Annotated in this window: 23 protein-coding genes; 11 read left to right on the top strand and 12 right to left on the bottom strand. The window is 66.6% G+C overall.

The features are described 5' to 3' along the window. The first annotated feature begins 33 nt into the window (after nt 1–33). Together ACGFK1_RS03425 and mtr are read left to right on the top strand one after the other, a co-directional pair. Nucleotides 34–1,047 carry an alpha/beta hydrolase gene (locus ACGFK1_RS03425; RefSeq protein WP_393425556.1) on the top strand — a complete coding sequence of 338 codons (1,014 nt, stop codon included), beginning with the start codon at nt 34–36 and terminating at the stop codon, nt 1,045–1,047. Between the two features lie 4 nt (nt 1,048–1,051). Next, complete coding sequence (gene mtr, locus ACGFK1_RS03420; RefSeq protein WP_393425553.1) at nt 1,052–2,467, top strand: mycothione reductase; 1,416 nt, start codon at nt 1,052–1,054, stop codon at nt 2,465–2,467. 11 nt (nt 2,468–2,478) lie between these two features. Here mtr and ACGFK1_RS03415 read toward each other — a convergent pair whose 3' ends face one another. From ACGFK1_RS03415 to ACGFK1_RS03395, 5 genes are all read right to left on the bottom strand, one after another. Then, a complete protein-coding gene (locus ACGFK1_RS03415; RefSeq protein WP_393425550.1) occupies nt 2,479–3,594 on the bottom strand; it encodes a HoxN/HupN/NixA family nickel/cobalt transporter in 1,116 nt (371 codons plus the stop codon). Between the two features lie 62 nt (nt 3,595–3,656). Next, nucleotides 3,657–4,496, bottom strand: a complete 840-nt coding sequence (locus tag ACGFK1_RS03410; RefSeq protein WP_393425547.1) for a class I SAM-dependent methyltransferase — start codon at nt 4,494–4,496, stop codon at nt 3,657–3,659. A gap of 99 nt (nt 4,497–4,595) precedes the next feature. Next, the gene (locus ACGFK1_RS03405; RefSeq protein ID WP_393425544.1) at nt 4,596–7,415 is read right to left on the bottom strand and encodes a BTAD domain-containing putative transcriptional regulator; all 2,820 of its coding nucleotides are present in this window, start codon (nt 7,413–7,415) and stop codon (nt 4,596–4,598) included. Nucleotides 7,416–7,445: 30 nt separating this feature from the next. Beyond that, nucleotides 7,446–9,905 carry an FAD-dependent oxidoreductase gene (locus tag ACGFK1_RS03400; RefSeq protein ID WP_393425541.1) on the bottom strand — a complete coding sequence of 820 codons (2,460 nt, stop codon included), beginning with the start codon at nt 9,903–9,905 and terminating at the stop codon, nt 7,446–7,448. Between the two features lie 8 nt (nt 9,906–9,913). After that, nucleotides 9,914–10,837 (bottom strand): phosphotransferase, encoded by a 924-nt coding sequence (locus ACGFK1_RS03395; protein ID WP_393425538.1) that lies wholly within the window; start codon nt 10,835–10,837, stop codon nt 9,914–9,916. 46 nt (nt 10,838–10,883) lie between these two features. Between ACGFK1_RS03395 and ACGFK1_RS03390 the strand changes: the two genes are divergently transcribed. After that, the gene (locus ACGFK1_RS03390) at nt 10,884–11,624 is read left to right on the top strand and encodes an HAD family hydrolase (RefSeq protein WP_393425535.1); all 741 of its coding nucleotides are present in this window, start codon (nt 10,884–10,886) and stop codon (nt 11,622–11,624) included. Here the strand turns inward: ACGFK1_RS03390 and ACGFK1_RS03385 are convergent. Beyond that, complete coding sequence (locus ACGFK1_RS03385; RefSeq protein WP_393425532.1) at nt 11,575–12,360, bottom strand: GntR family transcriptional regulator; 786 nt, start codon at nt 12,358–12,360, stop codon at nt 11,575–11,577. The two genes, ACGFK1_RS03390 and ACGFK1_RS03385, sit on opposite strands and share 50 nt — an antisense overlap. A gap of 26 nt (nt 12,361–12,386) precedes the next feature. Further along, entirely contained in the window at nt 12,387–12,716 is a 330-nt protein-coding gene (locus tag ACGFK1_RS03380) for an ArsR/SmtB family transcription factor (RefSeq protein ID WP_393425529.1), read from the bottom strand. Between the two features lie 99 nt (nt 12,717–12,815). On the opposite strand from ACGFK1_RS03380, the gene ACGFK1_RS03375 reads away from it, so the two are divergent. The 6 genes from ACGFK1_RS03375 to ACGFK1_RS03350 all read left to right on the top strand — a co-directional run bounded on the left by ACGFK1_RS03375 (nt 12,816) and on the right by ACGFK1_RS03350 (nt 17,859). Continuing rightward, nucleotides 12,816–14,342: a PucR family transcriptional regulator gene (locus ACGFK1_RS03375; RefSeq protein WP_393425526.1), complete on the top strand. Its 1,527-nt coding sequence runs from the start codon at nt 12,816–12,818 to the stop codon at nt 14,340–14,342. Nucleotides 14,343–14,457: 115 nt separating this feature from the next. After that, a complete protein-coding gene (locus tag ACGFK1_RS03370; RefSeq protein ID WP_393425523.1) occupies nt 14,458–15,285 on the top strand; it encodes an SPW repeat protein in 828 nt (275 codons plus the stop codon). Next, on the top strand, nt 15,285–16,550 hold the full coding sequence (locus tag ACGFK1_RS03365; protein WP_393425520.1) for an NAD(P)/FAD-dependent oxidoreductase: 1,266 nt from the start codon (nt 15,285–15,287) through the stop codon (nt 16,548–16,550). The genes ACGFK1_RS03370 and ACGFK1_RS03365 overlap by 1 nt, the downstream gene beginning before the upstream one ends. 108 nt (nt 16,551–16,658) lie before the next feature. After that, on the top strand, nt 16,659–17,123 hold the full coding sequence (locus ACGFK1_RS03360) for a GreA/GreB family elongation factor (protein WP_393425517.1): 465 nt from the start codon (nt 16,659–16,661) through the stop codon (nt 17,121–17,123). Beyond that, a complete protein-coding gene (locus ACGFK1_RS03355; RefSeq protein ID WP_393425514.1) occupies nt 17,123–17,293 on the top strand; it encodes a hypothetical protein in 171 nt (56 codons plus the stop codon). The genes ACGFK1_RS03360 and ACGFK1_RS03355 overlap by 1 nt, the downstream gene beginning before the upstream one ends. 68 nt (nt 17,294–17,361) lie before the next feature. Next, the gene (locus tag ACGFK1_RS03350) at nt 17,362–17,859 is read left to right on the top strand and encodes a universal stress protein (protein WP_393425511.1); all 498 of its coding nucleotides are present in this window, start codon (nt 17,362–17,364) and stop codon (nt 17,857–17,859) included. Between the two features lie 18 nt (nt 17,860–17,877). On the opposite strand, the gene ACGFK1_RS03345 is transcribed toward ACGFK1_RS03350, so the two are convergent. Further along, nucleotides 17,878–19,290, bottom strand: a complete 1,413-nt coding sequence (locus ACGFK1_RS03345) for an APC family permease (RefSeq protein ID WP_393425508.1) — start codon at nt 19,288–19,290, stop codon at nt 17,878–17,880. Between the two features lie 103 nt (nt 19,291–19,393). Here ACGFK1_RS03345 and ACGFK1_RS03340 point away from each other — a divergent pair, with 103 nt between their 5' ends. Together ACGFK1_RS03340 and nagB are read left to right on the top strand one after the other, a co-directional pair. Next, a complete protein-coding gene (locus ACGFK1_RS03340; RefSeq protein WP_393425505.1) occupies nt 19,394–20,602 on the top strand; it encodes an ROK family protein in 1,209 nt (402 codons plus the stop codon). Continuing rightward, complete coding sequence (gene nagB / locus ACGFK1_RS03335; protein WP_393425502.1) at nt 20,603–21,382, top strand: glucosamine-6-phosphate deaminase; 780 nt, start codon at nt 20,603–20,605, stop codon at nt 21,380–21,382. It abuts the gene before it with no gap. Nucleotides 21,383–21,481: 99 nt separating this feature from the next. On the opposite strand, the gene ACGFK1_RS03330 is transcribed toward nagB, so the two are convergent. From ACGFK1_RS03330 to ACGFK1_RS03315, 4 genes are read right to left on the bottom strand one after another with little or no spacing between them, the layout of a single operon-like run. Next, the gene (locus ACGFK1_RS03330; protein WP_393425499.1) at nt 21,482–22,228 is read right to left on the bottom strand and encodes a FadR/GntR family transcriptional regulator; all 747 of its coding nucleotides are present in this window, start codon (nt 22,226–22,228) and stop codon (nt 21,482–21,484) included. Next, entirely contained in the window at nt 22,228–23,004 is a 777-nt protein-coding gene (locus ACGFK1_RS03325; protein ID WP_393426331.1) for a 3-oxoacyl-ACP reductase, read from the bottom strand. Before ACGFK1_RS03325 ends, ACGFK1_RS03330 begins: the two co-directional genes overlap by 1 nt. Further along, nucleotides 23,001–24,365, bottom strand: coding sequence for an aldehyde dehydrogenase family protein (locus ACGFK1_RS03320; RefSeq protein WP_393425496.1), 1,365 nt, complete (start codon nt 24,363–24,365; stop codon nt 23,001–23,003). Before ACGFK1_RS03320 ends, ACGFK1_RS03325 begins: the two co-directional genes overlap by 4 nt. Beyond that, nucleotides 24,362–25,132: a gamma-glutamyl-gamma-aminobutyrate hydrolase family protein gene (locus ACGFK1_RS03315; RefSeq protein ID WP_393425494.1), complete on the bottom strand. Its 771-nt coding sequence runs from the start codon at nt 25,130–25,132 to the stop codon at nt 24,362–24,364. Before ACGFK1_RS03315 ends, ACGFK1_RS03320 begins: the two co-directional genes overlap by 4 nt. Between the last annotated feature and the right edge of the window lie 3 nt (nt 25,133–25,135).

Below are 25,135 nucleotides of genomic sequence, written 5' to 3'. Positions count from 1 at the left end.
GTCGCGGTTCGGCACGCCATTAAGGTGGCTGTTGTGCCTGGATGGGAGCCCGACGTGCTGCCTGGATATTGGCAGCAGACGTTTAGCCTCGGCCCGGATCCCGACGGCGAAGGTGCCCTGGTCGCCACGCTGGTGCGCCGCGGCGAGGCCGATCCGTCGGCGAAACACGCCGTGCTACTGGTGCACGGGTTCACCGACTACTTCTTCAACACCGACCAGGCCGACCACGCCGCGGCCAGGGGCTTCGCCGTCTACGCGCTCGACCTGAACAAGTGCGGACGGTCCTGGCGAGAGGGGCAGACGCCGCATTTCACCAGCGACCTTGCCCGTTACGACACCGAATTGGAGCGGACGCTCGACGTGATCGCGGAGGAGGTTCCGAAGGCCGCCATCCTGGTCAACGGCCACTCCACCGGCGGCCTCGTGGTTGCGCTGTGGCTGGACCGGGTGCGCCGCCGCGGTGACACCGCGAGGCGCCGCATCGCAGGTCTGGTCCTCAACAGCCCGTGGCTGGATCTGCAGGGGCCCGCGATCCTGCGCACCGCTCCGACTGGCGCACTGATCGGCGCGGTCTCCCGGGTCCGCAAGACGCGAGTGTTGCGGACACCGGCCGAAGGCGGTTACGGCGCCACCCTGCACAGGGAGTACGGCGGCGACTTCGACTACAACCTGGCGTGGAAGCCGATCGGCGGATTCCCGGTCACTTTCGGTTGGCTGCACGCGATCCGGCGCGCACACGCCAAGCTGCATCGCGGTCTCGACGTCGGCGTGCCCAACCTGATCCTGAGGTCGGACCACAGCGTGCGAGAGGGCAGGGATCCGAACAAGATTCAACGCGGCGACGCCGTGCTCGACGTCAAGCAGATCGCGCGCTGGGCCGGCTGCATCGGCAACCACACGACGATCGTGCCGATCGCCGACGCCAAGCACGATGTGTTCCTGTCGGTGCCCGAGGCGCGCCAAGCTGCGTATCGGGCGCTCGACCACTGGCTGGATTGGTATCTGGCCGAAACCACTGATGCGGCAATACAGACCGAGCGAGGGTGATGACATGAGCCATTTCGACATCGCGATCATCGGCACTGGCTCCGGTAACTCGATCCTCGACGAGCGCTACGCCGACAAGCGGGTGGCGATCTGCGAGCACGGTACCTTCGGCGGCACGTGCCTCAACGTCGGTTGCATCCCGACGAAGATGTTCGTCTACGCCGGCGATGTCGCCCAAACCGTGCAGGACTCAGCACGATTCGGCGTCGACGCGCACCTCGACGGGGTGCGGTGGACCGATATCGTCTCGCGGGTGTTCGGGCGTATCGACCCGATCGCGCTCGGTGGTGAGAACTACCGCCGCTCCTCACCCAATGTGCAGGTGTTCGCCAGCCACACCCGGTTCCGGCCGACGCTTCCCGACGGTCGCTACGTGCTGCGCACCGACGACGGCGACGAGTTCACCGCCGATCAGGTGGTGATCGCCGCCGGGGCGCGCGCGGTGGTGCCGGACGCGGTGGCCGAATGCGGTGTGCCGCATCACACCAGCGACACCATCATGCGTATCGCCGAGGTGCCTGAGCATCTCATCATCATCGGCGGCGGATTCGTGGCATGTGAGTTCGCCCATGTCTTTTCGTCGCTCGGCAGTCGGGTGACGATGCTGATCCGCGGCAGTTCGCTGCTCCGCGGCCACGACGACGACATCACGATGCGCTTCACCGACATCGCGAGCAAGAAGTGGGAACTCCGCAACCACCACGAGTTGGCCGACGCACGTGCCGTCGGCGACGGGGTGGAGATCCATTGCACGGACGGTTCGATCGTGCGCGGCGATGTGCTGCTGGTGGCGACCGGGCGGGTGCCCAACGGCGACCTTCTCGACGCCGAACACGCGGGCGTGAAGGTCAACGCCAGCGGGCAGGTGGTGGTCGATCAGTTCCAGCGCACCTCGGCACGCAACGTCTTCGCGCTTGGCGACGTGTCGTCGGACTATCAGCTCAAGCACGTAGCCAACCACGAGGCCCGCGTGGTCAAGCACAACCTGTTGCAGGACTGGGACGACACCGAGGCGCTGATGTCGTCCAACCACCGGTATGTGCCGTCGGCGGTGTTCACCGACCCGCAGATCGCCAGCGTCGGCCTCACCGAAAACGAGGCGCGGGCAAAGGGATTCAAAATCAAGGTGAAGATCCAGGACTTCGGCGACGTGGCTTACGGGTGGGCCATGGAGGACACCACCGGCATCGCGAAGATCGTCGTCGACGAGGACAGCGGGCTGATACTGGGCGCCCACATCATGGGTCACCAGGCGGCGTCGCTGATTCAGCCGTTGATTCAGGCGATGTCGTTCGACCTGCGGGCGCAGGACATGGCCCGTGGTCAGTACTGGATCCACCCGGCACTGCCAGAAGTGGTCGAGAACGCGTTGTTGTCGCTATGCGGCGAACCGCCGTGGCCGCCGTCCAAACGGCACTAGTCCAGACCGCGCTACGGCGCGTCGACGGCAGGCGCCCACCGCTTCTCGACCTGCCCGAACCGCCAGACCGCGACGGCGATCAACCACGCCGCGATGAACAAACCGACGATCATGAACCCGACGAACTCCAGGTTGGCCGACGCGATCGCGGCCAGTGGACCCGAATGGATGCCGAGGCGGTCGGCCACCAGACCGGAGAGCACGATGACGCCGATCACCAGCGCGACGATCACCGACAGCACCGTCACCGTGAGGTTGTAGTAGACCTTGCGAACCGGTTGCAGAAACGCCCAGCCATAAGCCCTCGACATCAGGATGCCGTCGAGCGCGTCGAACAGGCTCATCCCCGCGGCGAACAGCACGGGCAGCACCAGGATCGCGTACCAGGGCAGCGTGAAGGCCGCCGTTCCCGCGGCGAGCACCAGCAGCGCCACCTGTGTCGCGGTGTCGAAGCCAAGGCCCATCAGCAGCCCGACCGGGTAGAGGTGCCACGGCTTGCTGACCCGGCGCATCACCCTGGCGAAGATCCTCGCCAGGAATCCCCTGCTCTCGAGTTGCCGCTCGAGTTCGGCCTCGTCGAGTTCGCCGGAGCGCATCCGGCGGAACACCTTGGCGATGCCCACCGCGGCGAACAGGTTCGACAACCCGATCAGGATCAGAAACGTCCCCGCCACCAACGAGCCGATCAGGCCGAGGGTCTGCAGCAGCGGCGAACCCTCGTCCTGCACCGGGCCCACCACCGCACGCACGCCGATCGCCAGCAGAAACGCCAGCCCGAACACCACACTGGAATGTCCGAGCGAGAACCAGAATCCGGCCGATAGCGACCTGGTGCCCTCACCGACCAGCTTGCGGGTGGTGTTGTCGATGACGGCGATGTGATCGGCGTCGAACGCGTGGCGCACCCCGAGCAGGTAGGCGGTCACGCCGAGCCCGATGCCGAACACACCGGCCGATCCGAGGGTGATGTGCTGCGGTGCCACCCCGAAGACCAGCGCACCCCAGCCGAAGAGGTGCAGCGCCACGACCACGCCGGCCATCGCGGCGATCGTCGTCCAGTCCGTGCGGTCGAATTGCCGGTTGAATTGCTTGGAAACCTTCGCTTCGGGCTGTTCGGCGATGGTCATCTGGCGAGCCTATGCCGCCGCCCGCTCATCTGTCTAGATGTTCAGATGATCATGCCAATGTTTTAACGCTTGGTGGCGGTCACCAACAGATACTCGGCGTCCCAGACTCCGTCCCGTTGCCACTGTGTCAGAAACGTCAGGAAGTCGCGATCCAGGGCTTCGACTCGTTCCTCGTTGTCCTCGTTGAACCGGTAGGCCGCGATGGTCGGGCCGTAGTTGCGCTTCCAGTACTCGCGAAACTCCACCGCGTCGGCGCAGTGGTCAAGGCGCACGGTCTGCCGCCGCGTCGTCAGGTGGGTAACCCGTTCGCCGAACAGTGTCCGCACGTGATCCTCGTCGCCCCACAGTGGCGCGGGACTGGCGCCGGGCGGCGGCGGGGGCGCATACGGCTTGATGGTGGCGAACAGGTTGCCGAGAAAGCCCTCGGGTGTCCAATTGATCAAGCTGATGGTGCCGCCCGGCCTGCAGACCCGAATCAACTCGTCGGCGGCGGCCTGGTGGTGCGGCGCGAACATCACGCCGACGCACGACATCACAACGTCGAAACTGTTGTCCGCGAACGGCATCGCCTCCGCGTCGGCCTCGACCCACTCCAGTTGGACGCCACGCGCTGCCGCGTTCCGCCTGCCGACGTCAAACATCTCGGGTGTCAGGTCACTGGCGGTGACCACCGCGCCCGCCGCCGCGGCGGGTATGGCGGCGTTGCCCGACCCTGCTGCCACGTCGAGGACCCGGACGCCGGGTGTGACTGCGCTGGCCCGCACGAGTTCGGGCCCGAGTTCGGGGATCAACTCCGCGGCGACGGCGGGGTAGTCGCCCGACGCCCACAACGCACGATGTTTGGCCTTCAGCGCACGGTCGGCTTCGTAGTCATACAGCCGTTCTTGTTCAGCGGTGCTCATGTCGTCCTCCTCGGATCTGCTGATCGGTTCACGCTGACAATGGCCTGCGCGCGTTCGGCGACGGTTCGGCAATTGTGAAATCGCCTGGTCACCGCGGGTTCAGCCGAAGCGGCGCAGGCCGGCGAGCGCCATGGCGACAGCCTGCGCACCGGTCAACCCCGCGCCGCCCGCCTGCTGGTCGCGCAGTGGTGAGGCCTTACCCGCCGAAACCAGGGCACGGTGCAGCGTGGCGGCGTCGTCGTGGGCGCCAAGGCGCTTCAGCAATCGCGTGACGTACCGCAGGTTGAGCCATTGCTGACTCCAGTCGCCCACCCGATCCCAGTGGTCGAGCACATCGATGAAAAGCCGTGCCGCCGTTGCGGGATCGCCGTGTACCGCGCGGGTTGCCGCAGCCTCCATCAGCGCGATGCCGTGCCACCAGAAATTCTGGACGGACGCGGCCAGCTCCGCCGCCTCGTCGAACAGGGCGAGTGCGCGCTCCGGCTCGGACTTCTTCAGCACAAGGCCGAGCGCGTACCGTGCCATCGACCGCGCAGTCGGATTGGCCGTGCTGTCGGCGACACGGACCGATTCCTCGGCGGCGGGTAAGCCGGCGGCGGGATCGCGCAACACGGCATGGCAGATCGCCAGATAGAACAACGTCCACACCAACCGAACCGGGTCCTCGTCGCCTCGCGCACGCGCCGCCTCGGCCTCATAGTGCCTCAACGCGGCGTGCGGATCACCTTCGTAGAGAGCCAGATCCGCGAGCACGTCGCCCGGGTACCCGACGCGACCGGTGCCGCGGCCGGGGTTACGTCCATGCGCTTTGGTCGCCAGAGCCCGCGCCCGAGCGAAATCGCCGCGGTTCCATGCCCCGCGCGCGGCGAATCCGACAGTTGCGGCGAACAGAGGGTGATCGGAGTCCGTCACCTCGATCAGATGTTCGGCCCAGCCCGACGCCTCGTAGCCAACGCGCAGATGCGCGAGTTCGACCATCGACGTGACCAGTCGCAGCGCGAGGTCGATATCGCCTGTCGCGAGGGCGTGTTCGTATGCGGCGCGCAGGTTGTCGTAGTCGGGGGTCATCCGCTCCACCCACCCGCGTTCATCGGCGGTGTGCATACCCGCGGCCGCCCGCTCGGCAAGCTCGGTGTAGTAGGCCGCGTGCCGCGCCGCGTAGGTGTCCCCAAGGCCGTTGTGGCGCAATCGATTGCGACCGTATGCCCGTAGCGTCTCCAGTAGGCCGAATCGTGACCGGTCGGTTCCGCCGCGCAAAGTCACCATCGACTTCTCGACGAGCCCGGTCAGCGACTCGAGCGTGTCGTGTTCGTCAGCGCCGCTGTCGGCGCATACCCCGTGCGCCGCGTCGAGGTCGAATCCGCCGGCAAACACCGACAACCGCATGAACAGCGACTGCTCTGGCCCCGTGAGCAGGTGGTAGGACCAGTCAATGGTCGCGACAAGGCTCTGCTGCCGGGGATGCGCGCTTCTGGAACCCCCGCTGAGCAGGCGAAGCCCGTCAAGTCGCCGCGCCACGTCAAGGCTGCTCATCACGCGCATCCTCGCCGCTGCCAATTCGATTGCGAGCGGCAGCCCGTCGAGTCGCCTGCAGATCTCGGCGACCGCACCGACGGGTTCGTGCTCGAGGTCGAAGTCGGGCCTGCCGGCTTTGGCGCGGTCGGCGAACAGTTGGGCGGCTTCGGCATCGGTCAGCGGCGAGACACCAAGCAGCCGTTCGCCTTCCACTCCGAGCGCCGCCCTGCTGGTGGCCAGCACCGACACCGTGGCGCAGTGCCGCGCGATCCGGTCGAGTATCGCCGCGGCGGCGTCGAGCACGTGTTCGCAATTGTCGACGACCAGCAGCAGTTCACGAGAGCGCAGATACTCGATGAGCGTGTCCTCGACGCCGAGGCCCTGCTGTTGCTGCAACCGCAAGGTGGCCGCCAACGCGTGGCTGACCGCGCCGCTCTCGACGGGCGCCAGTTCGCAGAACCACACGCCGTCGGCGTAGCGGTCCGTTGCAGCGCTGGCTGTTTCGAGCGCGAGGCGGGTCTTGCCGACGCCACCCACACCGGTCAGCGTGACCAGTGCCGCGTCCTGTAGGGCCGCGGTCACTCGCCGCACCTCTTGTGCGCGGCCGATGAAAGTGGTTGTCCGGCGTGGCAAATCGGACTGTGGGCGGCTGACAGGCGCTGGCTTCTGCGCGGGTTCGCCTACCAGGATCGTCTGATACACCTCCCGCAGCGACGGGCTCGGATCGACGCCCAGTTCGTCGGCGAGTCGGTCGCGGACACGGGTGAAGGTGGCCAGAGCGTCGGCCTGTCGGCCGCTGCGGTACTGCGCCAGCATCAACTGCGCGGCGAGCCGCTCGTCGAGCGGCTGGGTTTGCACCGCCGCGGTGAGCTCGCCGAGCAATTCGGTATGCCTGCCTGCGCGCAGCGCGGCATCGTTGCGGTCCAGCTGCGCCGAAAGCCGTTCGGACTCAAGCGCAGTCCGGACGTCGTTGACCCACGGCGTGTCGATCGACGCGAATGGCTCACCGCGCCACAGGTTCAGTCCGGCTTCGAACTTGGCCGCCGCTTCGACTGGTTCCGCGGTCGCGCGGGCCTGCGTGATCGCGTGCCGGAACTGGTGCAGGTCGACCGACAGCGGGTCGGCTGTCAGTTTGTATCCGCCGGGTTCGCGGACGATCTGAACGTCCGGTGCATCGGCGAAGAGGTGGCGAAGCCTCGAGAGGTAGGCCGCCAGCGCGTTGCGCTCCTTGTGCGGCGGGTCGTTGGCCCATACGCGGTCGATGAGCTGATCGGCGGAGACAGGTTGGTTGACGTTCACCAGCAGGGCGACCAGAACGCACCGCTGACGGACGTGACCGATTTCCAGGCGCTGCCCGTCGACTCGGGCCTCCACGTCGCCGAGCAGTCGGAATTCGGTCGCCACGGGCTACAGCTTTCCGCAGCTGAGGTCCGGCTAGGGGCGAATGCGCGCGTTCGTCGGATCGTAAAGCGGCTTGGTCGACACAGCGACCGGATACAACTGTCCGCCGACGTTCACCTCGTAGCTGCCCGCGGTCACCCAGTCGACGTCGATGACCGAGTTGTCGGCAGCGCGCACATACGCCAGCCCGACGCAGGACCCGGTCGCCTCGCCCCATGCCGCGGAGGTCACCTGGCCGGCGACGACGCCGTCACGGGTGAGCAATTCGCCACCCCACAACATCGGGTCGGGCGAATCCACTTTGAACCCCACGAGCTTCTTACGCGGGCCTTCGGCCTTTGCCTTCTCGACGGCTTCACGACCGAGGAACGCGATATCTGTTTTCAACTTGCACGCGAACAACAAGCCGGCTTCGACGGGATTCTCACTCGGGGACAGCTCGCGGCCGAACGCGCGGTACCCCTTTTCCAGTCTCAACGAGTCGATCGTGTAGTAGCCGCCGGGTCCGACGCCGAACTGCGCGCCCACCGCCATCAGATCCTGGTAGACGCCGACGGCGAACTCGGCGGGAACGTAGAGTTCCCAACCCAATTCGCCGACATAGGTGATTCGGGTGGCACGCACGGTGGCATATCCGATGGGGATCTGTTGGCTGGTGGCGAACGGGAACGCGTCGTCGGAAAGGTCGGCCGATGTCAGCGCGGACAACAGGTCGCGAGACTTCGGGCCCATCACCCCGAACACCGCATACGCCGAGGTCACGTCGACCAGTGCGGCACTCGCTCCGTCGGGCAGATTCTTCCGGATGTGGTCTTTGTCGCGCTCAGTGGTGGCCGCGCTGCTGACGATCAAGAATTCGTCGACACCGGTGCGGGTGACCGTGACGTCGGATTCGTAGGTGCCGCGCGCGTTGAGCATTCCGGTGTAGACCGAGGCGCCGATCGCAACGGCCACGTCGGCGGTGCACAGCCACTGCAGCGCTGCCTCGGCGTCGCGGCCGACGAGCAGGTACTTGGAGAACGAGGTCTGGTCGAACACCGTGACACCCGTGCGGGTGTTGATCTGTTCCGCGGCCGACCATGGCAGCCAGTTAGGCTTGCCCCAGGTGTATTCGATCGTCGGCGCGACCCCGTCGGGGGCGAAGAAGTTGGCCCGTTCCCAGCCCATCTTGCTGCCGAAGTTCGCCCCAGCGGCTTGCAGCAAGTGATGCACGGGTGACCGGCGGAACGGCCGCGCCGTTGTCATCTCGCGGTTGGGCCATGGGATTTCGTAGTGGATGCCGAGCACCTCGGCGACCCGGTCCCGCAGCCACCGGTTGTTGCCGTTGAACGGCGCGAACCGGCGGATGTCGACGCTGGTCAGATCGCTGGTCGCCGCGCCGTTGACAATCCACTCGGCCAGTGCCCGGCCCGCGCCCCCCGCGGTCGCGATGCCGACCGAATTGAACCCAGCGCCGACGAAGAAGTTGGCCACCTCCGGTGCTTCGCCGAGGAGGAACTGGTTGTCGGGCGTGAAGCTCTCGGGCCCGTTGTAGAACTTCTTGATTCCCGTCGTCTCGAGCGCGGGGATGCGCAGCAGCGCATTGTTCATCAGGATCTCGAAGTGGTCCCAATCCTCGTCGAGGAGTTGGAACTCGAACGGGTAGGGAATCTCGTCGGGCGCGACCCAGGGCTTGGCCTCGGGCTCGAAGCCGCCGATGACCAGGCCGCCGACCTCCTCCTTGAAATACGTGTAACCGTCGGGATCTCGCAGGATCGGCAGGTCGGGATGCACGCCGTCGATGTGCTCGCTGACCACGTAGAAGTGCTCGGCGGAGTGCAACGGCACGTTGACTGAAGCCATCGCGCCCACCTGCTTGGCCCATTGGCCCGCACAGTTGACGACGATTTCCGCCTCGATGTCGCCATGGTCCGTGCGTACCCCCGCCGCCCGGCCGTCGCGGGTGACAACACCGGTGACCCGGACCTTTTCGGTGATGCGGGCTCCGCGCATCCTGGCCCCTTTGGCCAGCGCGAAGGTCAAGTCCGTCGGGTTGGCCTTGCCGTCACCGGGCAGCCAGATCGCTCCGACGAGGTCGTCGACACGCATCACCGGATAGTGCTCCAGCGCTTCGTCGCCGGTGAGCAGTTCGCATTCCATGTTGAAGGCGGCGGCGTTGGCGGCGGTGCGCCGCAACTGGATCATCCGGTCCTCGGTCCGCGCGACCGTCACTCCCCCGCACTGCTTGTAGCCTGCGGACAGTCCGGTCTCGGCCTCGAGTTCGGCGTACAACTGTGTCGAATACTGCACCAGCCGGGTCGCGCTCTCGGACGCCCGCAGCTGACCGACCAGCCCTGCGGCGTGCCAGGTTGTGCCGCAGGACAATTGGCCCTGTTCGAGCAGGACGACATCGGCCAAGCCGAGCTTGGTCAGATGATAGGCGACACTGGTGCCGATGACACCGCCACCAATGATGACGACGTGGGCGCGGTCGGGAACCGAACTGGTGGCCATGTAGCTTCTCAATCCTTCGCGTGGATGTCTTCGAGGAGCCGCTCGAAGTGCGGGCTGTTGAACTCGGCAACGGCGGCTTGGTAACGCTCCATCCCCCAGGTCCAGAAATCGAACTCGATTGCGCTCGAGGCACTTTGGATGCAGCCCCACAGCGTCCAGCCGTATTTGGCGACGATGCCCTGCAGGTGTGCCCGCGCGATCTTGTGACGCAACGGCCTGCCGTAGTAGGCGGTCACCAGTTCGGCGAGCTGGTCGGTGGTCAGGCCGCACTCACTCCAGATGTTGCCGAGCTCGAAGCACGGATCGTTGTTGCCGGAGTACTCGTAGTCGATGATCCAGACCCGCTCGCCGTCTTCGATGAAGTTCTCCGCAAGCAGATCGTTGTTGCACGGCACGGTGGTGCGATCGGCGCCGCTCAGCGCATCGCGGATGCTGTCGAAGGTATCGGCGTAGTCGAGATAGTCCGCAGGCATTCTGAAGCCGTTGTCCAACACCGTTCTCAGATATGACGGCTGACGCTCGAACATGTCGAAGCGGTTGCGGAATCGGGGACCGGAGTGCAGGGCCAGGCAGCCCACCGCCACCTTGGCCAGTATCTCGTGTCGTTGAAAGTCCCTGTTTGACAACGTCTTTCCATTGAGGTAGCCCAGCAGCAGGATGCCCAGGTCGGGGCGGTAATCGATCACTGGGGCGCCGACGCCGGCACGCTCTGCGGCCACGGAGTTGTGGTACTCGTCGTCGCGGTCGATGGCCAGGTAGTTGTTGGAGGTATCGACGCAGCGGGCGACGTAGACCCCGTCCGGGGTGGTGACTTTGATGTTGCAGTTCGTCAGCCCGCCCGACAACTCCTCCAGTTGCCGCGGCCGTCCAGCAAGTGCGGGGATCTCGTCCAGCAGCGCGTTGAGTTGCGCGTCGGTCGCGGGCAACGGCATCGGTTAACTGTAACGCCGTGTTGGTTAAAGGTCTAGACTATTGCCCATGCCGTCTGCCGCAGAGGTGATCGAAGCGTGGTTGGGCAGCGACCGGCCCGCAGTGGTGTTCGACTTCAACGGCACGCTTTCCGATGACGAGCACATCCTGTTCGACATCTTCCGCGACCTGTTTGGAGTCCATCTCAACTGGGCGATGACGGCCGAGGACTACCGCCGCGACCTGCTGGGGCGCAGCGACAGGGAGATCATCGAGCGCGCCGTGGCGCTGCACGGCCGCGGCACCGACGCCGAGGTCACCGAGTTGCTGCGGTTGCGCCAAGGCGTCTACAAACAGAAGGTGGCCGAGCACAACCCGATCGGCTCCGCCACCGCCGAGCTGGTGAAGCTCTTGGCCGACAACGGGATTCCCGTCGGCATCGTCACCGGTGCACAGCGCGACGACGTCCTGGCCGTGCTCGACGGCAGCCCGACCGGCGAGTTGATCAGCTTCCTGATCGCCGAGGAAGACGTCAGCAACGGTAAACCGCATCCCGAAGGCTTTCTTTCCGCAGCGGCCGAACTCGGTCGCCGCCCCCGCGATGTGCTCGTCTTCGAAGACTCGGTGCCGGGCGTAGAGGCGGCGGTGGCGGCGGGCATGCATTGCATCGCGGTGTGTGCGACCGACCCCGGGCCCGAGTTGACTTCGGCGGCGCCTGCCATCGTCACCGCGCTGTCCCCCACCCTGGTCGACGCGCCGCTCAGCCGCTGGCGTCGCGCGCGGGCGAAACCGGTTCCACCCGCGTCTTGATGCGGATCCGGACGCGGTCGGAGCGGTGGAAGTCGCGGGAGAATTCGACCGCGACACCGTCTTCGGTGAACGACGTCCTGGTGATCAACAACAACGGGCTGCCAGGTGCGACGCCGAGGATCTCGGCCTGCTGATCGTTGGCCTGCGTCGCCTCGAGTTCCTCATCGGCCGAGCGCGGGGACGCGCCATAGTTCCGCATCGCGGCGTACAGCGATCCGGTCAGATCCGCGGTCAGCAGACCGGGAAAGACGGCGGCGGGCAGGTACGCCTCCTCCAGCACGATCGGCTCGCCGTTGGCCAGCCGGGCGCGCAGCACTTCGTGCACCTGTGCGCCGCGGGGCAGCCCCAGCGCGTGCCGGACATCAGCGGCGGGGTGCTGGGTCGTTGCCCGTAATACCTGCGCTCCCGCCTGGACGCGGATCCGGCGCATCTGTTCGGTGAATCCGGGCAGGCTGGCATGGTCGAACTCGAATCGTGGTGCGGCAACGAAGTTTCCGCCGAACCGGCCGCGCCTGCGATCGATGAGGCCCTTGGCCTCGATGGCACTGAGCGCTTGGCGCAGCGTCATCCGGCTGACGCCAAGCGCGTTGGCGATCTCCACCTCGGAAGGAAGCTTGTCGCCCGGCGCCAGCCTGCGGGACACGATCAGCTTTTCGAGCCAGCCGCCGATGCGGGTATGGGCCGGTTCACCGGACTCGGCCAAGTCGGGGCGCTCGGCCAGCAGGGGGTCGTCCATCGTCAACACGCGCATAACGCAAGCCCTCAGCCGTGCCGGGCGCCGATCCGGTGCAGCAGGTCGTGCACGATTTCGTCTTCGAGCCGGTAACTGACGAGCCGGCCCACCCTCGTCGAGGACACCCAGCCCTGCTGCCTCAGCACCCGCAACGCCTGGGAGACGGCGTTCTCCGACCGGCCCAGCGCCGCCGCCAGATCACCGACGCAGATGCCGGGTGCGCGATGCAGGACCAGCAGAATTTCCAGCCGGTTGGGGTCGGAAAGCAGATCGAACCGTTGCGCCCATCCGGAGCTGTCGACGTCGGCGAGAGCCGACGATGCGCGCCGCACCGCCGTCTGATCACCGGATTGCGTCATTGGACAAGGCTAATCCCTCGACCAGGCCGGGCGAGGGAACTACGAGCCAAGCCGTCGGATGGCTAGGCTTGATGATCGGCTCGGCATCGGGAGAAGCTCGTGGTCACACTGGACCGCCTGGTCAACGTGCTCGGAAACTACGGCGTTCGCTTGCGGTTCTGCCCGATACCCCGCACCACGGAACTGCGCAGTGTCGTCTTGCACGAGCGCACCGAGGACCGCGTCGTCGTCGGTGACGTGCTGTTGGGTGTCGGCGCCCGCTCCGTGAAGGAGGCGGTGCGTTGGGCGGCAGCGGCGCGCGCGGTGGTCGTGTTGTTTCGCGGCGGCGAAGAGGACAGCACCTTCGAAGGTCTTGCCGAGGGTGTGGCGGTGATGCTGGTTGACAAGGCGATGTCGTGGAGTGAGTTGTCCGCCGTCGTCTACGGCCTGGTGCTAGAGGGCCGGGAAACCGAATCCGGCCGTGGCCCAACAGATCTGTTCGCCCTTGCCGACAGCCTTGCCGAGGCCACCGGCGGTGCGGTGACCATCGAGGACAGGCTGACAAGGGTGCTGGCGTATTCACGGCTGCAGCACCACGCCGACCCGGCGCGGGTGCAGACGATCCTGGATCGCCAGGCGCCCCCCGGGTTGCGCGAATTCTTCGATGAGCGAAGCGTTTTCACGCATCTGTCCAATTCGGACCAGCCGCTGTTCGTCGCACCGGATTCCGACCATGGCATGACCGGGCGCATGGTGGTGGCGGTGCGGTCGGGGCGCGAACTGATCGGGTCGGTGTGGGTGGCATGCGCGGCGCCGCTGAGAGGTGCGGCCCTCACCGCGTTGGCCGATGGTGCGCGCACCGTGGCTTTGCACCTGTTGCGGTCGCGGGCGAGCGCGGATCTGGAGCGCCAGGTGGAGTCCGAACTGGTGATCCGGTTGTTGGAGGGCAGCGCGGACGCCGCCACCGTCGCCAGCCGACTGGGGGTTCGGCGGGGTCCGCTGCGGGTCATCGCGCTGCAGGCGGTCATCGGGACCAACCGGGATGCCGCCCTGTTGCTGGCCTTCGAACGCGCCACCGCCGGCTTCGGTTGGTCGCGGCCTGGCCGCAGCGCGCTGGCCGGTAACACCGTCTACACCCTGTTGCCCGGCCAGCAGTCCGCGGCGGCACGCCGCTGGGTCGCCGGTCTGCAGGCCGCGCTGCCAGATGGCGCGACGGTGCTGGCCGGCATCAGCGCCCCCGTCGACGTGGCCGACCTCGCCGCGGCCCGCCAGGAGGCCGACGAATGTCTGGCGTTACATGAAGGGTGCTCGCCCGGCACACCGCCGCCGGCCTACGACGAATCCTGGGACGACATCTTGTTGCAGCGCCTGCGCACGGCGGCCCGCTCCGGACGCACACCCGACCGCGGCCCCGTCGCCGAATTGCGCCGCCACGACCGCGACAACGCCACCGAGTACGTGGGGACCCTGCGGGCGTGGCTGGAGGCCCAGGGTGACCCCGCCGCGGCAGGCAAACGGTTGGGGGTGCACGAGAACACCGTCCGGTACCGGCTGCGCAAGATGGCTGAAATCACCAACCTTCCACTCGACGACGCCAAGAAACGCCTGGCGGTGATGATCGAACTGGCGGCTGCCGACGCCGATTAGCGGGCGTTGTCGGAATCGAACAAAGCGCGGCGGCCGCGTTGTCCGGCGCAGGCAAGCTCGACGGACCCCATCACTCCCACCATGGAATCAAGACGAAATGTGGAGGGAGTTTTCTGTGGTGGCTCGAGGCAAGTCGCGGATCGGGTTGGCCGCGGTCGTCGTCGGAGCGGGCGCCGTCGTAACGGCAATCACGACGAGTTCCACGCCGCTGGGTGGAGGCATCGCAGTCGGTTTCGCCGCGTTCATCGCGTTCTTCGGGATGTTGGCCGTGTTGACCCGCGACCGCCGATCCGATCACTGGGGCCTGGTCATCGTCGGCCTGGCCATGGTGACGGTTCCGTTCCTCGGCAACGGCCCCCAAGCCGATCCGGGCGCGTCATGGACGTGCTGGGCGGCCGGCGGCTTGGCGATGGTGCTCGGTGCCGCCGGGTTGACGACGCTCAAGACATCAATCGACAACGGCCACAACAGAATCGGTGGCGGCGAGGCCCGCCGCAGCGTGGTGAGCACATGGATCGGGCGGGCGACGCTGGCGATCGGGCTGGTCACCGTTGCCCGGGGAGTTGCCTTGCCGGGTGCGACCATCGGAACCGCGGTGCTGATCGGGCTGGGCGGACTGGCTGCCGTGATCGCGCTCTGGTCACTGCTCGCGGTGGACCCGACCTACGACTTCTTGGCCCTGGCGATCACCGGATTCGCGCTGTTCCTCTCGCCATGGGTCGGTGGATTCATCGCAGACAACGCGGCCATGACCGCGTGGGTCGTCGGCGCGTTGACCACGACCCTCGGCGTCGTCGGCTATCTGCGAGGCGACCAGGTCGACTCGGCGATGACCGCGCACAGCGACGCGTCCGCGCACATGACACGCGATTTCGGCTGGCCCGACAGTAGTCCGGACAGCACAGATGAATTGTCAATGAAGTTCAACGAGGGAGGTTTGTGATGGCCGGCGTCGAGCGCCTTGACGGCGGACCGCGATCGGTGATCGTGATCGGTGCGGGCATTGTCGGGTTGTCGACGGCATGGTTCTTGCAGGAGCGCGGAATCGATGTCACGGTCGTCGACCGCAGCGGAGTGGCCGCGGGCGCGTCGTGGGGTAACGCCGGTTGGATTGCGCCTGCCCTGACGATTCCACTGAATTCCCCTGCGGTGCTGCGCTACGGACTGCGCTCGCTGGGCGATCCGTCCTCCCCGCTGCACATCCCGTTCACCACCGACTCGTCGTTGGCCGTGTTCCTGATGCAATTCGCCGCCAACTGCAGGCGGTCGTCGTGGAACCGGGCGGTGCGGGCCAACGTCCCGCTCAACGAAGAATGCATCGAGGCCTTCGACGTCCTCGTGGCCAATGGTGTCGACGCGCCGGTGACCGATGCCCCGATCACCGCCTTGTTCCGCACCACCGACGAGGCCGACAAGATGATGCGTGAGTTCCGTCAACTCGAAAAGGCCGGGCAGGCAATGGATGTCACCGGCCTGTCCGGGGAAGCGCTGCGCGACCACGTGCCACTGGCATCGCCAGCGATCACCGCCGGGTTGAACATCAACGGTCAGCGCTTCGTCGATCCCGGCCGATTCGTGCGCGCCCTTGGCCGTGCCGTCGCGGGGCGGGGAGCAACGATCCGAACGCTGGAGGTCGACGGGGTCTTCAGCTCAGGCAACGGTGTCTCGGTGCATCCGCGCGGCGGCGCGCCGCTGACCGCCGACGCCGCCGTGATCGCCACCGGCGCATGGCTGCCGAGGTTGGTGGCCGGCCGGGTCCGGGTGCCCGTGGCTGCGGGCCGCGGCTATTCGTTCACCGTGCCCGTGGACCGACCCATTCTCGGACCCATCTACCTGCCGGACGTTCGGGTGGCGTGTACGCCGTACAACGGTGCTCTGCGCGTGGCGGGCACCATGGAATTCCGCGACCCGGCCCAGCCGGTGATCCCCGAGCGGGTGGGCGCGATCGTCGCCTCGGCCAGTCCGTTGCTGGACGGCGTGCGTTGGGACGAGCGCAGCGACATCTGGGTGGGTCCTCGCCCGGTCACCCCCGACGGCAGGCCACTGATCGGCGAAGTTTCGCGCGGGGTTTATGTGGCAGGCGGACACGGCATGTGGGGACTTGCGCAGGGCCCGGTGACGGGACGGCTGCTGGCCGAACAGATCTGCACCGGCAAGCAGCCGGAGGCGTTACGCGAATTCGACCCGCTGCGCCGGGTCGGCCGCTGACCACTTCACAACCTGACCCCCGTAAGGGGGTTCGCGAGTCGTCAGGGGCGGCGCTGAAACCGTGGCCCGCCCCTGGCGACAACCCTGACCTTTGAAAGGAAACGCATAATGACTGCGACGCAACGTGTCTGGATCTCGCCGCAGGCCTACGAGCGGCTACATCGGGAGCTGGCCACCCTGCGGCAGTTGTCTGCAGGCGGCGTCAATGACGACACCGACGAGAACGCCGCCGCCGTGCGGCGTAGTTGGCAGGCCCGGATCCAACAGATTCACGATCTGTTGATCAATGCTGTCGTCGGCGAGGATCCACCGGACGACGGGATCGCCGAACCCGGGATGGTCGTCACCATCCGCTACGACGACACCGGTGATACCGAGACCTTCCTGCTCGGTGTGCGCGGCGCCGAGTACGGCGACATGGAGGTGTACTCCGTCCGATCGCCGCTCGGGGCGGCGATCGCGGGCGCACGGGTCGGTCAGCGCTGTGCCTACACATTGCCCAACGGGGTGACCCTGACGGTCACGCTGCTCAGTGCTGTGCCGTACGGCGTTCACAGCCTGGAGGTGAACTGATGCCTGTTGAACATGTTGCGCTGCAGCGGTGGGAATCGGAGGGAGGAGCGGTGCCCTCACGATCAGCCATCCCGCGGCTTGGTTTCACCCACAGATCGGCGGTGGCCGATGGCGCGGCTCGAGTTGATGAGCACGGCGCCCGCTACGCCGCCGACCCATCACCGTTCTAACACAATCACTCACTCGTCAAAACTGCCATTTCGTCCATGCCGCGCACACGTAGGCCGAAAATGGCGACATGAGTGCCTATCAGACGCTGGTGGTCGGCACGGACGGCTCGGACACGTCGTTGCGTGCCGTGGACCGCGCGGCCGCGCTCGCCGCGGAAAACAATGCGAAGTTGATCATCGCGATGGCGCACTTGCCAACCGGGGACAAGGGCGGCTGGGGACGACCAGCCCGGCCGGATCGCGTGATGGATCCCGGCGCCGAGGTCAGCCTCGGCGGCGAGGGGGACTACAAGGTGCACGGAGAGGCGCCCGTATACGCGATCCTGCGGGAGGCACGCGACCGGGCCACCACGGCCGGTGCGAAGGATGTCGAAATGCGGCCGGTCCTTGGCAATCCGGTACGTGCGCTCTCCCGCCTCGCCAAGGAGGTACACGCCGATCTGTTGGTGGTTGGCAATGTCGGCCTGTCCACGCGTAGTGGCAAGTGGCTTGGCTCCGTGCCCGGAAACGTCTTGGCCAGGGCCAAGAAGACCGCCGATGTGCTGATCGTCCACACCACCGACTGAGGCAGGGCTGCCGACCGGTCAAGGTGCGGCGTAGGCCTCCTTGATCTCCTTGGGGCCGAACGGCCACGTGCGCTCGGCCCTGGCGTAAATCAGGAATGCGATGGCGCCAACGACGATCCAGCCGATCGACAGGCCGATCGACAGCCAACTTGCCGACACGTAGATGTACACCCAGCCGATCAGCGCGACGATCGTCGGCAACGGGTAGAGCCATTGGCGGTACGGGCGCGGCAGATTCGGCTGCCGACGGCGCAACACGATGATTGCCGCCACCTGCGCCAGCGACTGAATGATCACCAGCGTCGCCACCGCCGCGTTGATGATGGTGGTCAGCGTGAACAGCGAACCGATCATCGTGATCACTCCCATGGTGAGAACCCCGGCGGTCGGCAGTTTCAGCTTGGGATGCAAGTTCCCGTACACCGGTAGGAACACCTTGTCGCGCGCGGCCTCGAACGGGACGCGGGACCCGCCGAGCAGTCCGGCGAACACCGACCCGATGGCCGCCACCACGATCAGCACGGTGATCACCCGGGCGGTACCCGACCCCCACGCCTGTTCCAACACGGTGGAGGCGACGGAGGTCGCGGTCTTCACTTCGTCCAGCGGCACCGAGCCCAGCACGCCGATCTGCAGCAGGAAGTACAGGCTCATGATGCCAAGAATCGACAAGACGATCGAGCGGGGAATGGTGCGGCCCGGATCGCGCACCTCCCCGCCGAGGTAAGCCGTGGTGTTGTAGCCGAGGTAGTCGTAGATCGCGATGATCAGACCCGCGCCGAGGCCGGCCCAGAACGTGCCGTGGGCGCCGAAGGCTCCCGGCGTGAAAGCGAACGCCTGCGCGCTGTTGAAATGAGTCAACGCGGCGACGATCGTGCTGAGCACCGCGATCAGCATCACCACGAACAGGCCCGTGGTGAGCTTGCCGATCTGGCCGATCTTGCGGAACAACGCCACCATGATGATCAGCGTGATGCCGACGCCGATGATCTTGCCAAGGCCCGTGTTGCCGTTGGCGTCCGTAACGCCAGGGACCAGGTAACCCAGGTACTGCACCAGCCCGATCACACCTGTCGACATGATGAGCGGTATGAAAAGCACTGCGCTCCAGACGAATAGGAACGGCATCAACCGCCCCGTGCGGTACTGGAACGCCTCGCGCAAGTAGATGTAGGTGCCCCCGGCACCCGGCATGGCCGCGCCCAACTCGGCCCAGATGAGACCGTCCGCGAGAGCCACGATCGCGCCGATGACCCACCCGAACATCGCTTCGGGCCCGCCGAAAGTCGCGACCATCGCGGGGATGGTGACGAACGGACCGATTCCGCACATCTGCGTCATGTTGATGGCCGTGGCTTGTACCGGGCCGATCTTGCGTTCCAGCGTCGGCTGCTGAGACACCGTCGCTGAGCTAGAGGATGAAGAACTCACGACGCCTCCTTAGTTTGTTAGGAAAGTTTCTTAACATACAATCGCCGAGTCTGGAAGTGTTGCGGGTGAATTCCGTGCGACTGGAACGGAGAGGGACACGGTGGTGGGTCGAGCGACGCCGCGGGCGGGCACCCCGGCAAGCATGCGTGCGCTGAACCAGCGCTTGGTGTTGGAGCGGCTTCGCGGCCACGGCGAGGCCACCCGCCCCCAGATCGCCAACGACACCGGACTGTCGAAACCGACGGTGGGCCAAGCACTGCTGGATTTGGAGCAGCACGGCCTGGTGCGCGCGATCGGGCGCAGCGCGTCCGGACCTGGCCGCGCGGCCGTCGTCTATCAAACCGCTCCCGACGCCGGCCACATCGTCGGTGTCGACATCGGACGCCGCATGATTCGCGTCGCGGTCGCAGACCTTGACGGGTCGGTCGTGAGCCGTGTCGACCAGCCGAACAAGAGTCGCTCGGGCACCATGTTGCTGCGCAGCGCGTGCAGATCTGTCGAACACGCCGTCGCGGAGGCCGGCCTGAACCCGCACGACATCGTGGTCACTGTGGTTGGTACGCCGGGGATTCCCGATCCGGCGACAGGATCCGTGCACCGCTCGCCGAACCTGCCCGGCTGGGAGCGCAGGGGGCTGCTCGGAACGTTGGTCGACGCCTTGGGTGCCGGCGGTTCAGAAGTGATTGTCGAGAACGACGCGAACCTCACCGTGGTCGGTGAGCACGCCCGCGGCGCGGCGCAGGGGGTCGACGTGGTCGCCTGCCTGACGGTCGGCACGGGCGTCGGAATGGGGGTGCTGCTCAACGGCAAACTGTTCCGGGGGGCACACGGCGCGGCAGGCGAAATCGCCGATCTGCCCTTCGACCGGGTGCCCGCGGGAGTGGCCCGGCACCGCCCGGGACCGGTGGAGACGGCGGCCGCAGCCGAGGCGGTGGTGTCCGCCGCCAACGACGCCGGACTGCGCGAAGTGCGTTCCGCCAAGGCGGTTTTCGACCTTGCGAGACAAGGCGATGGGCTGGCCCTGCAAGTCGTCGCCGACGAGGCTTCCAAGCTGACCCATGTGGTTTCGATCGCCACCGCCGTACTCGACCCCGGCATGATCGTGTTGGCGGGCGGCATCGGACGCAACGCCGACCTGCTTGCCGAGCCGATCCGCCGCGAATTGGCAACCACCATTCCGGTGGTACCGGAAATCGTCGGCGGGCATCTCGGTGAGGACGCCGTTTTGGTCGGCGCAATCACATCGGCCAGGGACACCGCGTGGGATCTGGTCTTCGACCGGCTCGTGCGTCGAACGGCGAGTGAGGCGTAGGTGGAAGTCGTTATTCGCCAACACGAACAGCAGTGCGGCGTCACCGCGGCGGATATCTTCGCCGACGCGGTGCGCGCTGGCGCCACCACGCTCGGACTGGCGACGGGCTCCTCGCCGTTGTCCGTCTACCGGGAACTGATTCGCAGGCATCGCAAAGAGGGACTCTCCTTCGCCGAGGTCCAGGTGTTTCTGCTCGACGAATACGTCGGATTGCCGCCGAGCCACCCACAGTCCTACGCACATGTAATCCGTGACGAGTTCACCCGCCACATCGATATCGTCGACGATCGCGTACACAGCCCCGACGGTGCCGCCGACGACATTTTCGCCGCCGCAGCGGAATACGACATGCGGATCACTCAAGCGGGTCCCGTCGACATCCAACTACTGGGCATCGGCGGCAACGGCCACATCGGGTTCAACGAACCAGGCTCGTCGCTGGGTTCACGCACCAGGGTCAAGACGCTGACCGAGCAGACGCGGCACGACAACGCGCGGTTCTTCGCAGGCATCGACGAGGTTCCCCGGCACGTGATCACGCAGGGGCTCGGCACCATCTGCGAAGCCCGGCACCTCGTGCTCATTGCGTCCGGTGGCCATAAGGCAGACGCGATCGCGGCAGCCGTCGAAGGCCCGCTGACGGCAAGCTGCCCCGCCTCGGTCCTACAGCTTCACCCGCACGTCACGGTGGTGATCGACGAAGCGGCCGCTGCCGACCTGAAGAATGCGGACTTCTACCGATACGCGCTGAAACACAAACCACCCCAGCAGAAGTACTGAGCTCACTCCGCGAGCAGACGCAAAAGTGACTCGAAAGCGCGAGTTTTCGGCAGTTTTACGTCTGTTCGCGGGCAGGGGCAACACCGGCGGACGGCCGGATCAGTCCAGGAAGCCGTGCAGCAGCGCGGCCGAGCCGGCCACGTGTGCGCGCATCGCCGCCGCCGCCCCGTCGCCGTCGGCGGCCAGGATCGCGACCACGATGGCCTCGTGCTGATCGTCGGAGTGCGCGATGTTGCGCGGTAGCAACGGTATCTGGTCGAGCAGCGCATTGAGCCGCATCCGGTTCTCGGCCACCAACGGAACCAGTGACGGTGAGCCCGCCGCCTCAGCGATCGCCAGATGCAGCCGTGAGTCCAGCCGTCGATAGTCGTCCGGCGGCGCGCCACGCACATCGGCCAGCCGCGCCCACAACACCTCCCGCTCCGCCGCGGTCAGCGTGCGACTGGCGGCCATCCGGGCCGCGCCCACCTCGAGGATCTCGCGCAGCCGCAGTGCGTCGTCGATCTCCTCGCGGGTGACGCGCGGAGCGTCGGTGTGCCGGGGCAGTTCGTCGGCGAGGAACGTGCCGCCGTACCTCCCGCGCCGCGACACCAGATATCCGGCGTCGGCCAGTGACTTGATGGCCTCGCGCACCGTGTCGCGGCTGACGCCGAGCTTGGCCGCCAATTCGCGTTCCGGCGGCAGCGATTCACCCGGCGCCAACACACCGAGCCTGATGGTCTGCAGCAACCGTTCCACAGTGTCCTCGAACGGATTACCCGGCCGCACCGGGCGCAGCAATGCTTCAGCCGCCGCCTTCGCGGCGAATTCAGCCTGCGCCAGTGGGGTGTCCGGGTCGGCCGACATTAGATCGGCGTGACGTAGTGGCCGCTGATGCCGCCGTCGACCAGGAAGGTCGCGCCGGTGATGAACGACGAGTCGTCGCTGGCCAGGAACGCCACCGCCGCCGCGAGTTCCTCCGGTTCGGCGAACCGCCCCATCGGCACGTGTACCAGGCGACGCGCCGCACGTTCGGGGTCCTTGGCGAACAACTCCTGCAGCAGCGGGGTGTTGACCGGTCCGGGGCACAGCGCATTCACCCGAATTCCGCTGCGCGCGTATTGAACTCCGAGCTCGCGTGACATCGCCAGCACGCCGCCCTTGGATGCCGTATAGGAGATCTGCGATGTCGCCGAGCCCATCACCGCCACGAACGAGGCGGTGTTGATGATCGAACCCTTCTTGGCGGGCACCATGTGCCGCAACGCTGCGCGGCAGGACAGGTACACCGACTTCAGATTGATGTCTTGCACCTTCTGCCAAGCGGGCAACTCGGTGGTCTCGATGACATCGTCCTCGGGCGGCGAGATACCCGCGTTGTTGAACGCGATGTCGACGGACCCGTACGTGTCGGCGGCGGTGTCGAACAGGTTGTCGACGGCCGCTTCATCCGAAACATCAACGGGCACAAACAATCCGTCGAGTTCGTGGGCTGCCGCCTTGCCGGCCGTCGGATCGATGTCGCCGACCACGATCGTCGCGCCCTCGGCATGCATGCGCCTGCCTGTCGCCAGTCCGATTCCACTGCCGCCGCCGGTGACGACCGCGACCTTGCCGGCCAGTCGTTGGGTCAGATCCATCAGGCATCTCCGATCGCGTAGAAGACGTTCTTGGTTTCGGTGAAGGACAGTGGGGCGTCGGGACCCAGTTCGCGACCGAGTCCCGACTGCTTGAATCCGCCGAACGGCGTGTTGTAGCGCACCGACGAATGCGAATTCACCGATAGGTTGCCCGATTCCACCGCACGTGATACCCGCAGCGCCCGGGACAGGTTGTCGGTCCAGATAGAACCGGACAGTCCGTAGGGCGTGTCGTTGGCCAGTGCGATCGCGTCGGCCTCGTCGTCGAACGGCAGCACCGTGACCACCGGACCGAAGATCTCCTCGGTGACGGTGCGGTCGGCGCGCGACGGGGTCAGCACGGTCGGCGGGAACCAATAGCCCGCACCCGACGGCGCGTCACCGCGGAACGCGACAGGCGCGTCGTCGGGTACGTACGACGCCACCGTCTCCCAGTGCGGCTTCGACACCAGCGGCCCCATCTCGGTGTCCTTGTTTCTCGGATCACCGACCACGACACCCTTGACGGCGGGCTCGAGCAATTCCATGAACCGGTCATATACGCTGCGCTGCACCAGGATCCGGCTGCGCGCGCAGCAGTCCTGGCCTGCGTTGTCGAACACGCCGTACGGCGCGGTCGCCGCGGCCTTCTCCAGGTCGCAGTCATCGAACACGATGTTGGCACTCTTACCGCCCAGCTCCAGCGTGACGCGCTTGACCTGGGCGGCCGCACCGGCCATCACCCTGGTGCCCACCTCGGTGGATCCGGTGAACACGATTTTGCGCACGTCGGGGTGGCTGACGAAGCGCTCCCCGACCACCGATCCCTTACCGGGCAATACCTGGAACAGGTCGGCTGGCAGGCCGGCGTCGACCGCGAGCTCGCCGAGCCGGATCGTCGTCAGCGGCGTCCACTCGGCCGGTTTGACCAGCACCGCGTTTCCTGCCGCCAACGCGGGTGCGAAACCCCACGACGCGATCGTCATCGGAAAGTTCCACGGCGTGATGACGCCGACCACACCGAGCGGTTCGTTGAACGTGACGTCCAGGCCGCCGGCGACCGGGATCTGCTTGCCGGACAACCGTTCCGGGGCGGCGGAGTAATACTGCAGCACATCGCGGACGTGGCCTGCCTCCCACTCCGCATTGCCGATCGGATGCCCCGAGTTGGCGACTTCCAACGCCGCGAGTTCACCGACATGAGCGTCGACTGTCGCGGCGAACGCCCGCAGCGCGGCCGCCCGCTCGGCGGGTGCGCGTCGCGCCCATTCGCGTTGTGCGTCCTTCGCGCGTCCGATCGCATCGTCGACGCCCGCCTCGGAAGTCTGCTCGACGGTGCGCAGCACTTCTTCGGTGGCCGGGTTGATCAATTCCGATGCAGTCACGCGTTCACCTTCTCCTTTGCATATGCTGCCGCCGCCTCCACCACCGCGGCGAACAGCCGCAGGTCATCCAGCCGCTCCTCGGGGTGCCACTGCACCGCCAAGACGAAGTTGTCGCCCGGCATTTCGATGCCTTCGATCACGCCGTCGCTGTCCTGCGCACTGACCGTCAAGCCGTCGCCGAGCCGGTCGATGGCCTGATGGTGGTAGCACTGCGCATCCGAGGATTCGCCAATCACCGACGCCAGCCGGGTGCCGGGCACCGTACGCACCGCCGACGTGGAGAACACCGCGTTGCCCATCTGGTGATGGGTGTGCCCGATGACGTCGGGCAGGTGTTGATGCAGCGTTCCGCCGAGCGCGACATTGATCACCTGGGCGCCGCGGCAGATGCCCAGCAGCGGCATGCCTCGCCGGATCGCCCCGTCGACCAACGCGAACTCCAGGGCGTCGCGCTGCCGGTTGTCGGCCACCGCCTCGTCGGTGGCCGGGTGCGGTTGGGCTCCATAACTTTCCGGGATCACGTCCCTGCCGCCGGTGATGATCAAACCGTCCAGCCCGTCGAGGATCCGCGAGGCGATCTCCTGGTCCGCAGGTTGCGGCGGCAGCAGCGTGGCGACGCCACCCGCCAGATTGACTCCTTCGATGTAGATCGCCGGCAGAAAGCTGGCCCGCACATCCCACACCCCGGTCTGCGCCTGCTGCAGATAGGTCGTCAGGCCGATCACTGGGCGAGCTGGGCCCCCGCGAGCAGACGCAAAACTGCCCATTTC

This window comes from Mycobacterium sp. NPDC048908 (assembly GCF_043197955.1).
In the GTDB taxonomy this organism is placed as follows: Bacteria; Actinomycetota; Actinomycetes; order Mycobacteriales; family Mycobacteriaceae; genus Mycobacterium.
Note: the sequence above shows the minus strand (reverse complement) of the source record. Positions and strands in the feature narration are given on the sequence as shown.

Coding starts and splice junctions, on each gene's coding strand:
- mtr (WP_393425553.1), top strand. CDS start 1,052: ATGAGCCATTTCGACATCGCGATCATCGGCACTGGCTCCGGTAACTCG.
- ACGFK1_RS03415 (WP_393425550.1), bottom strand. CDS start 3,594: ATGACCATCGCCGAACAGCCCGAAGCGAAGGTTTCCAAGCAATTCAAC.
- ACGFK1_RS03410 (WP_393425547.1), bottom strand. CDS start 4,496: ATGAGCACCGCTGAACAAGAACGGCTGTATGACTACGAAGCCGACCGT.
- ACGFK1_RS03400 (WP_393425541.1), bottom strand. CDS start 9,905: ATGGCCACCAGTTCGGTTCCCGACCGCGCCCACGTCGTCATCATTGGT.
- ACGFK1_RS03395 (WP_393425538.1), bottom strand. CDS start 10,837: ATGCCGTTGCCCGCGACCGACGCGCAACTCAACGCGCTGCTGGACGAG.
- ACGFK1_RS03390 (WP_393425535.1), top strand. CDS start 10,884: ATGCCGTCTGCCGCAGAGGTGATCGAAGCGTGGTTGGGCAGCGACCGG.
- ACGFK1_RS03385 (WP_393425532.1), bottom strand. CDS start 12,360: ATGGACGACCCCCTGCTGGCCGAGCGCCCCGACTTGGCCGAGTCCGGT.
- ACGFK1_RS03380 (WP_393425529.1), bottom strand. CDS start 12,716: ATGACGCAATCCGGTGATCAGACGGCGGTGCGGCGCGCATCGTCGGCT.
- ACGFK1_RS03365 (WP_393425520.1), top strand. CDS start 15,285: ATGGCCGGCGTCGAGCGCCTTGACGGCGGACCGCGATCGGTGATCGTG.
- ACGFK1_RS03360 (WP_393425517.1), top strand. CDS start 16,659: ATGACTGCGACGCAACGTGTCTGGATCTCGCCGCAGGCCTACGAGCGG.
- ACGFK1_RS03355 (WP_393425514.1), top strand. CDS start 17,123: ATGCCTGTTGAACATGTTGCGCTGCAGCGGTGGGAATCGGAGGGAGGA.
- ACGFK1_RS03350 (WP_393425511.1), top strand. CDS start 17,362: ATGAGTGCCTATCAGACGCTGGTGGTCGGCACGGACGGCTCGGACACG.
- ACGFK1_RS03330 (WP_393425499.1), bottom strand. CDS start 22,228: ATGTCGGCCGACCCGGACACCCCACTGGCGCAGGCTGAATTCGCCGCG.
- ACGFK1_RS03315 (WP_393425494.1), bottom strand. CDS start 25,132: ATGGGCAGTTTTGCGTCTGCTCGCGGGGGCCCAGCTCGCCCAGTGATC.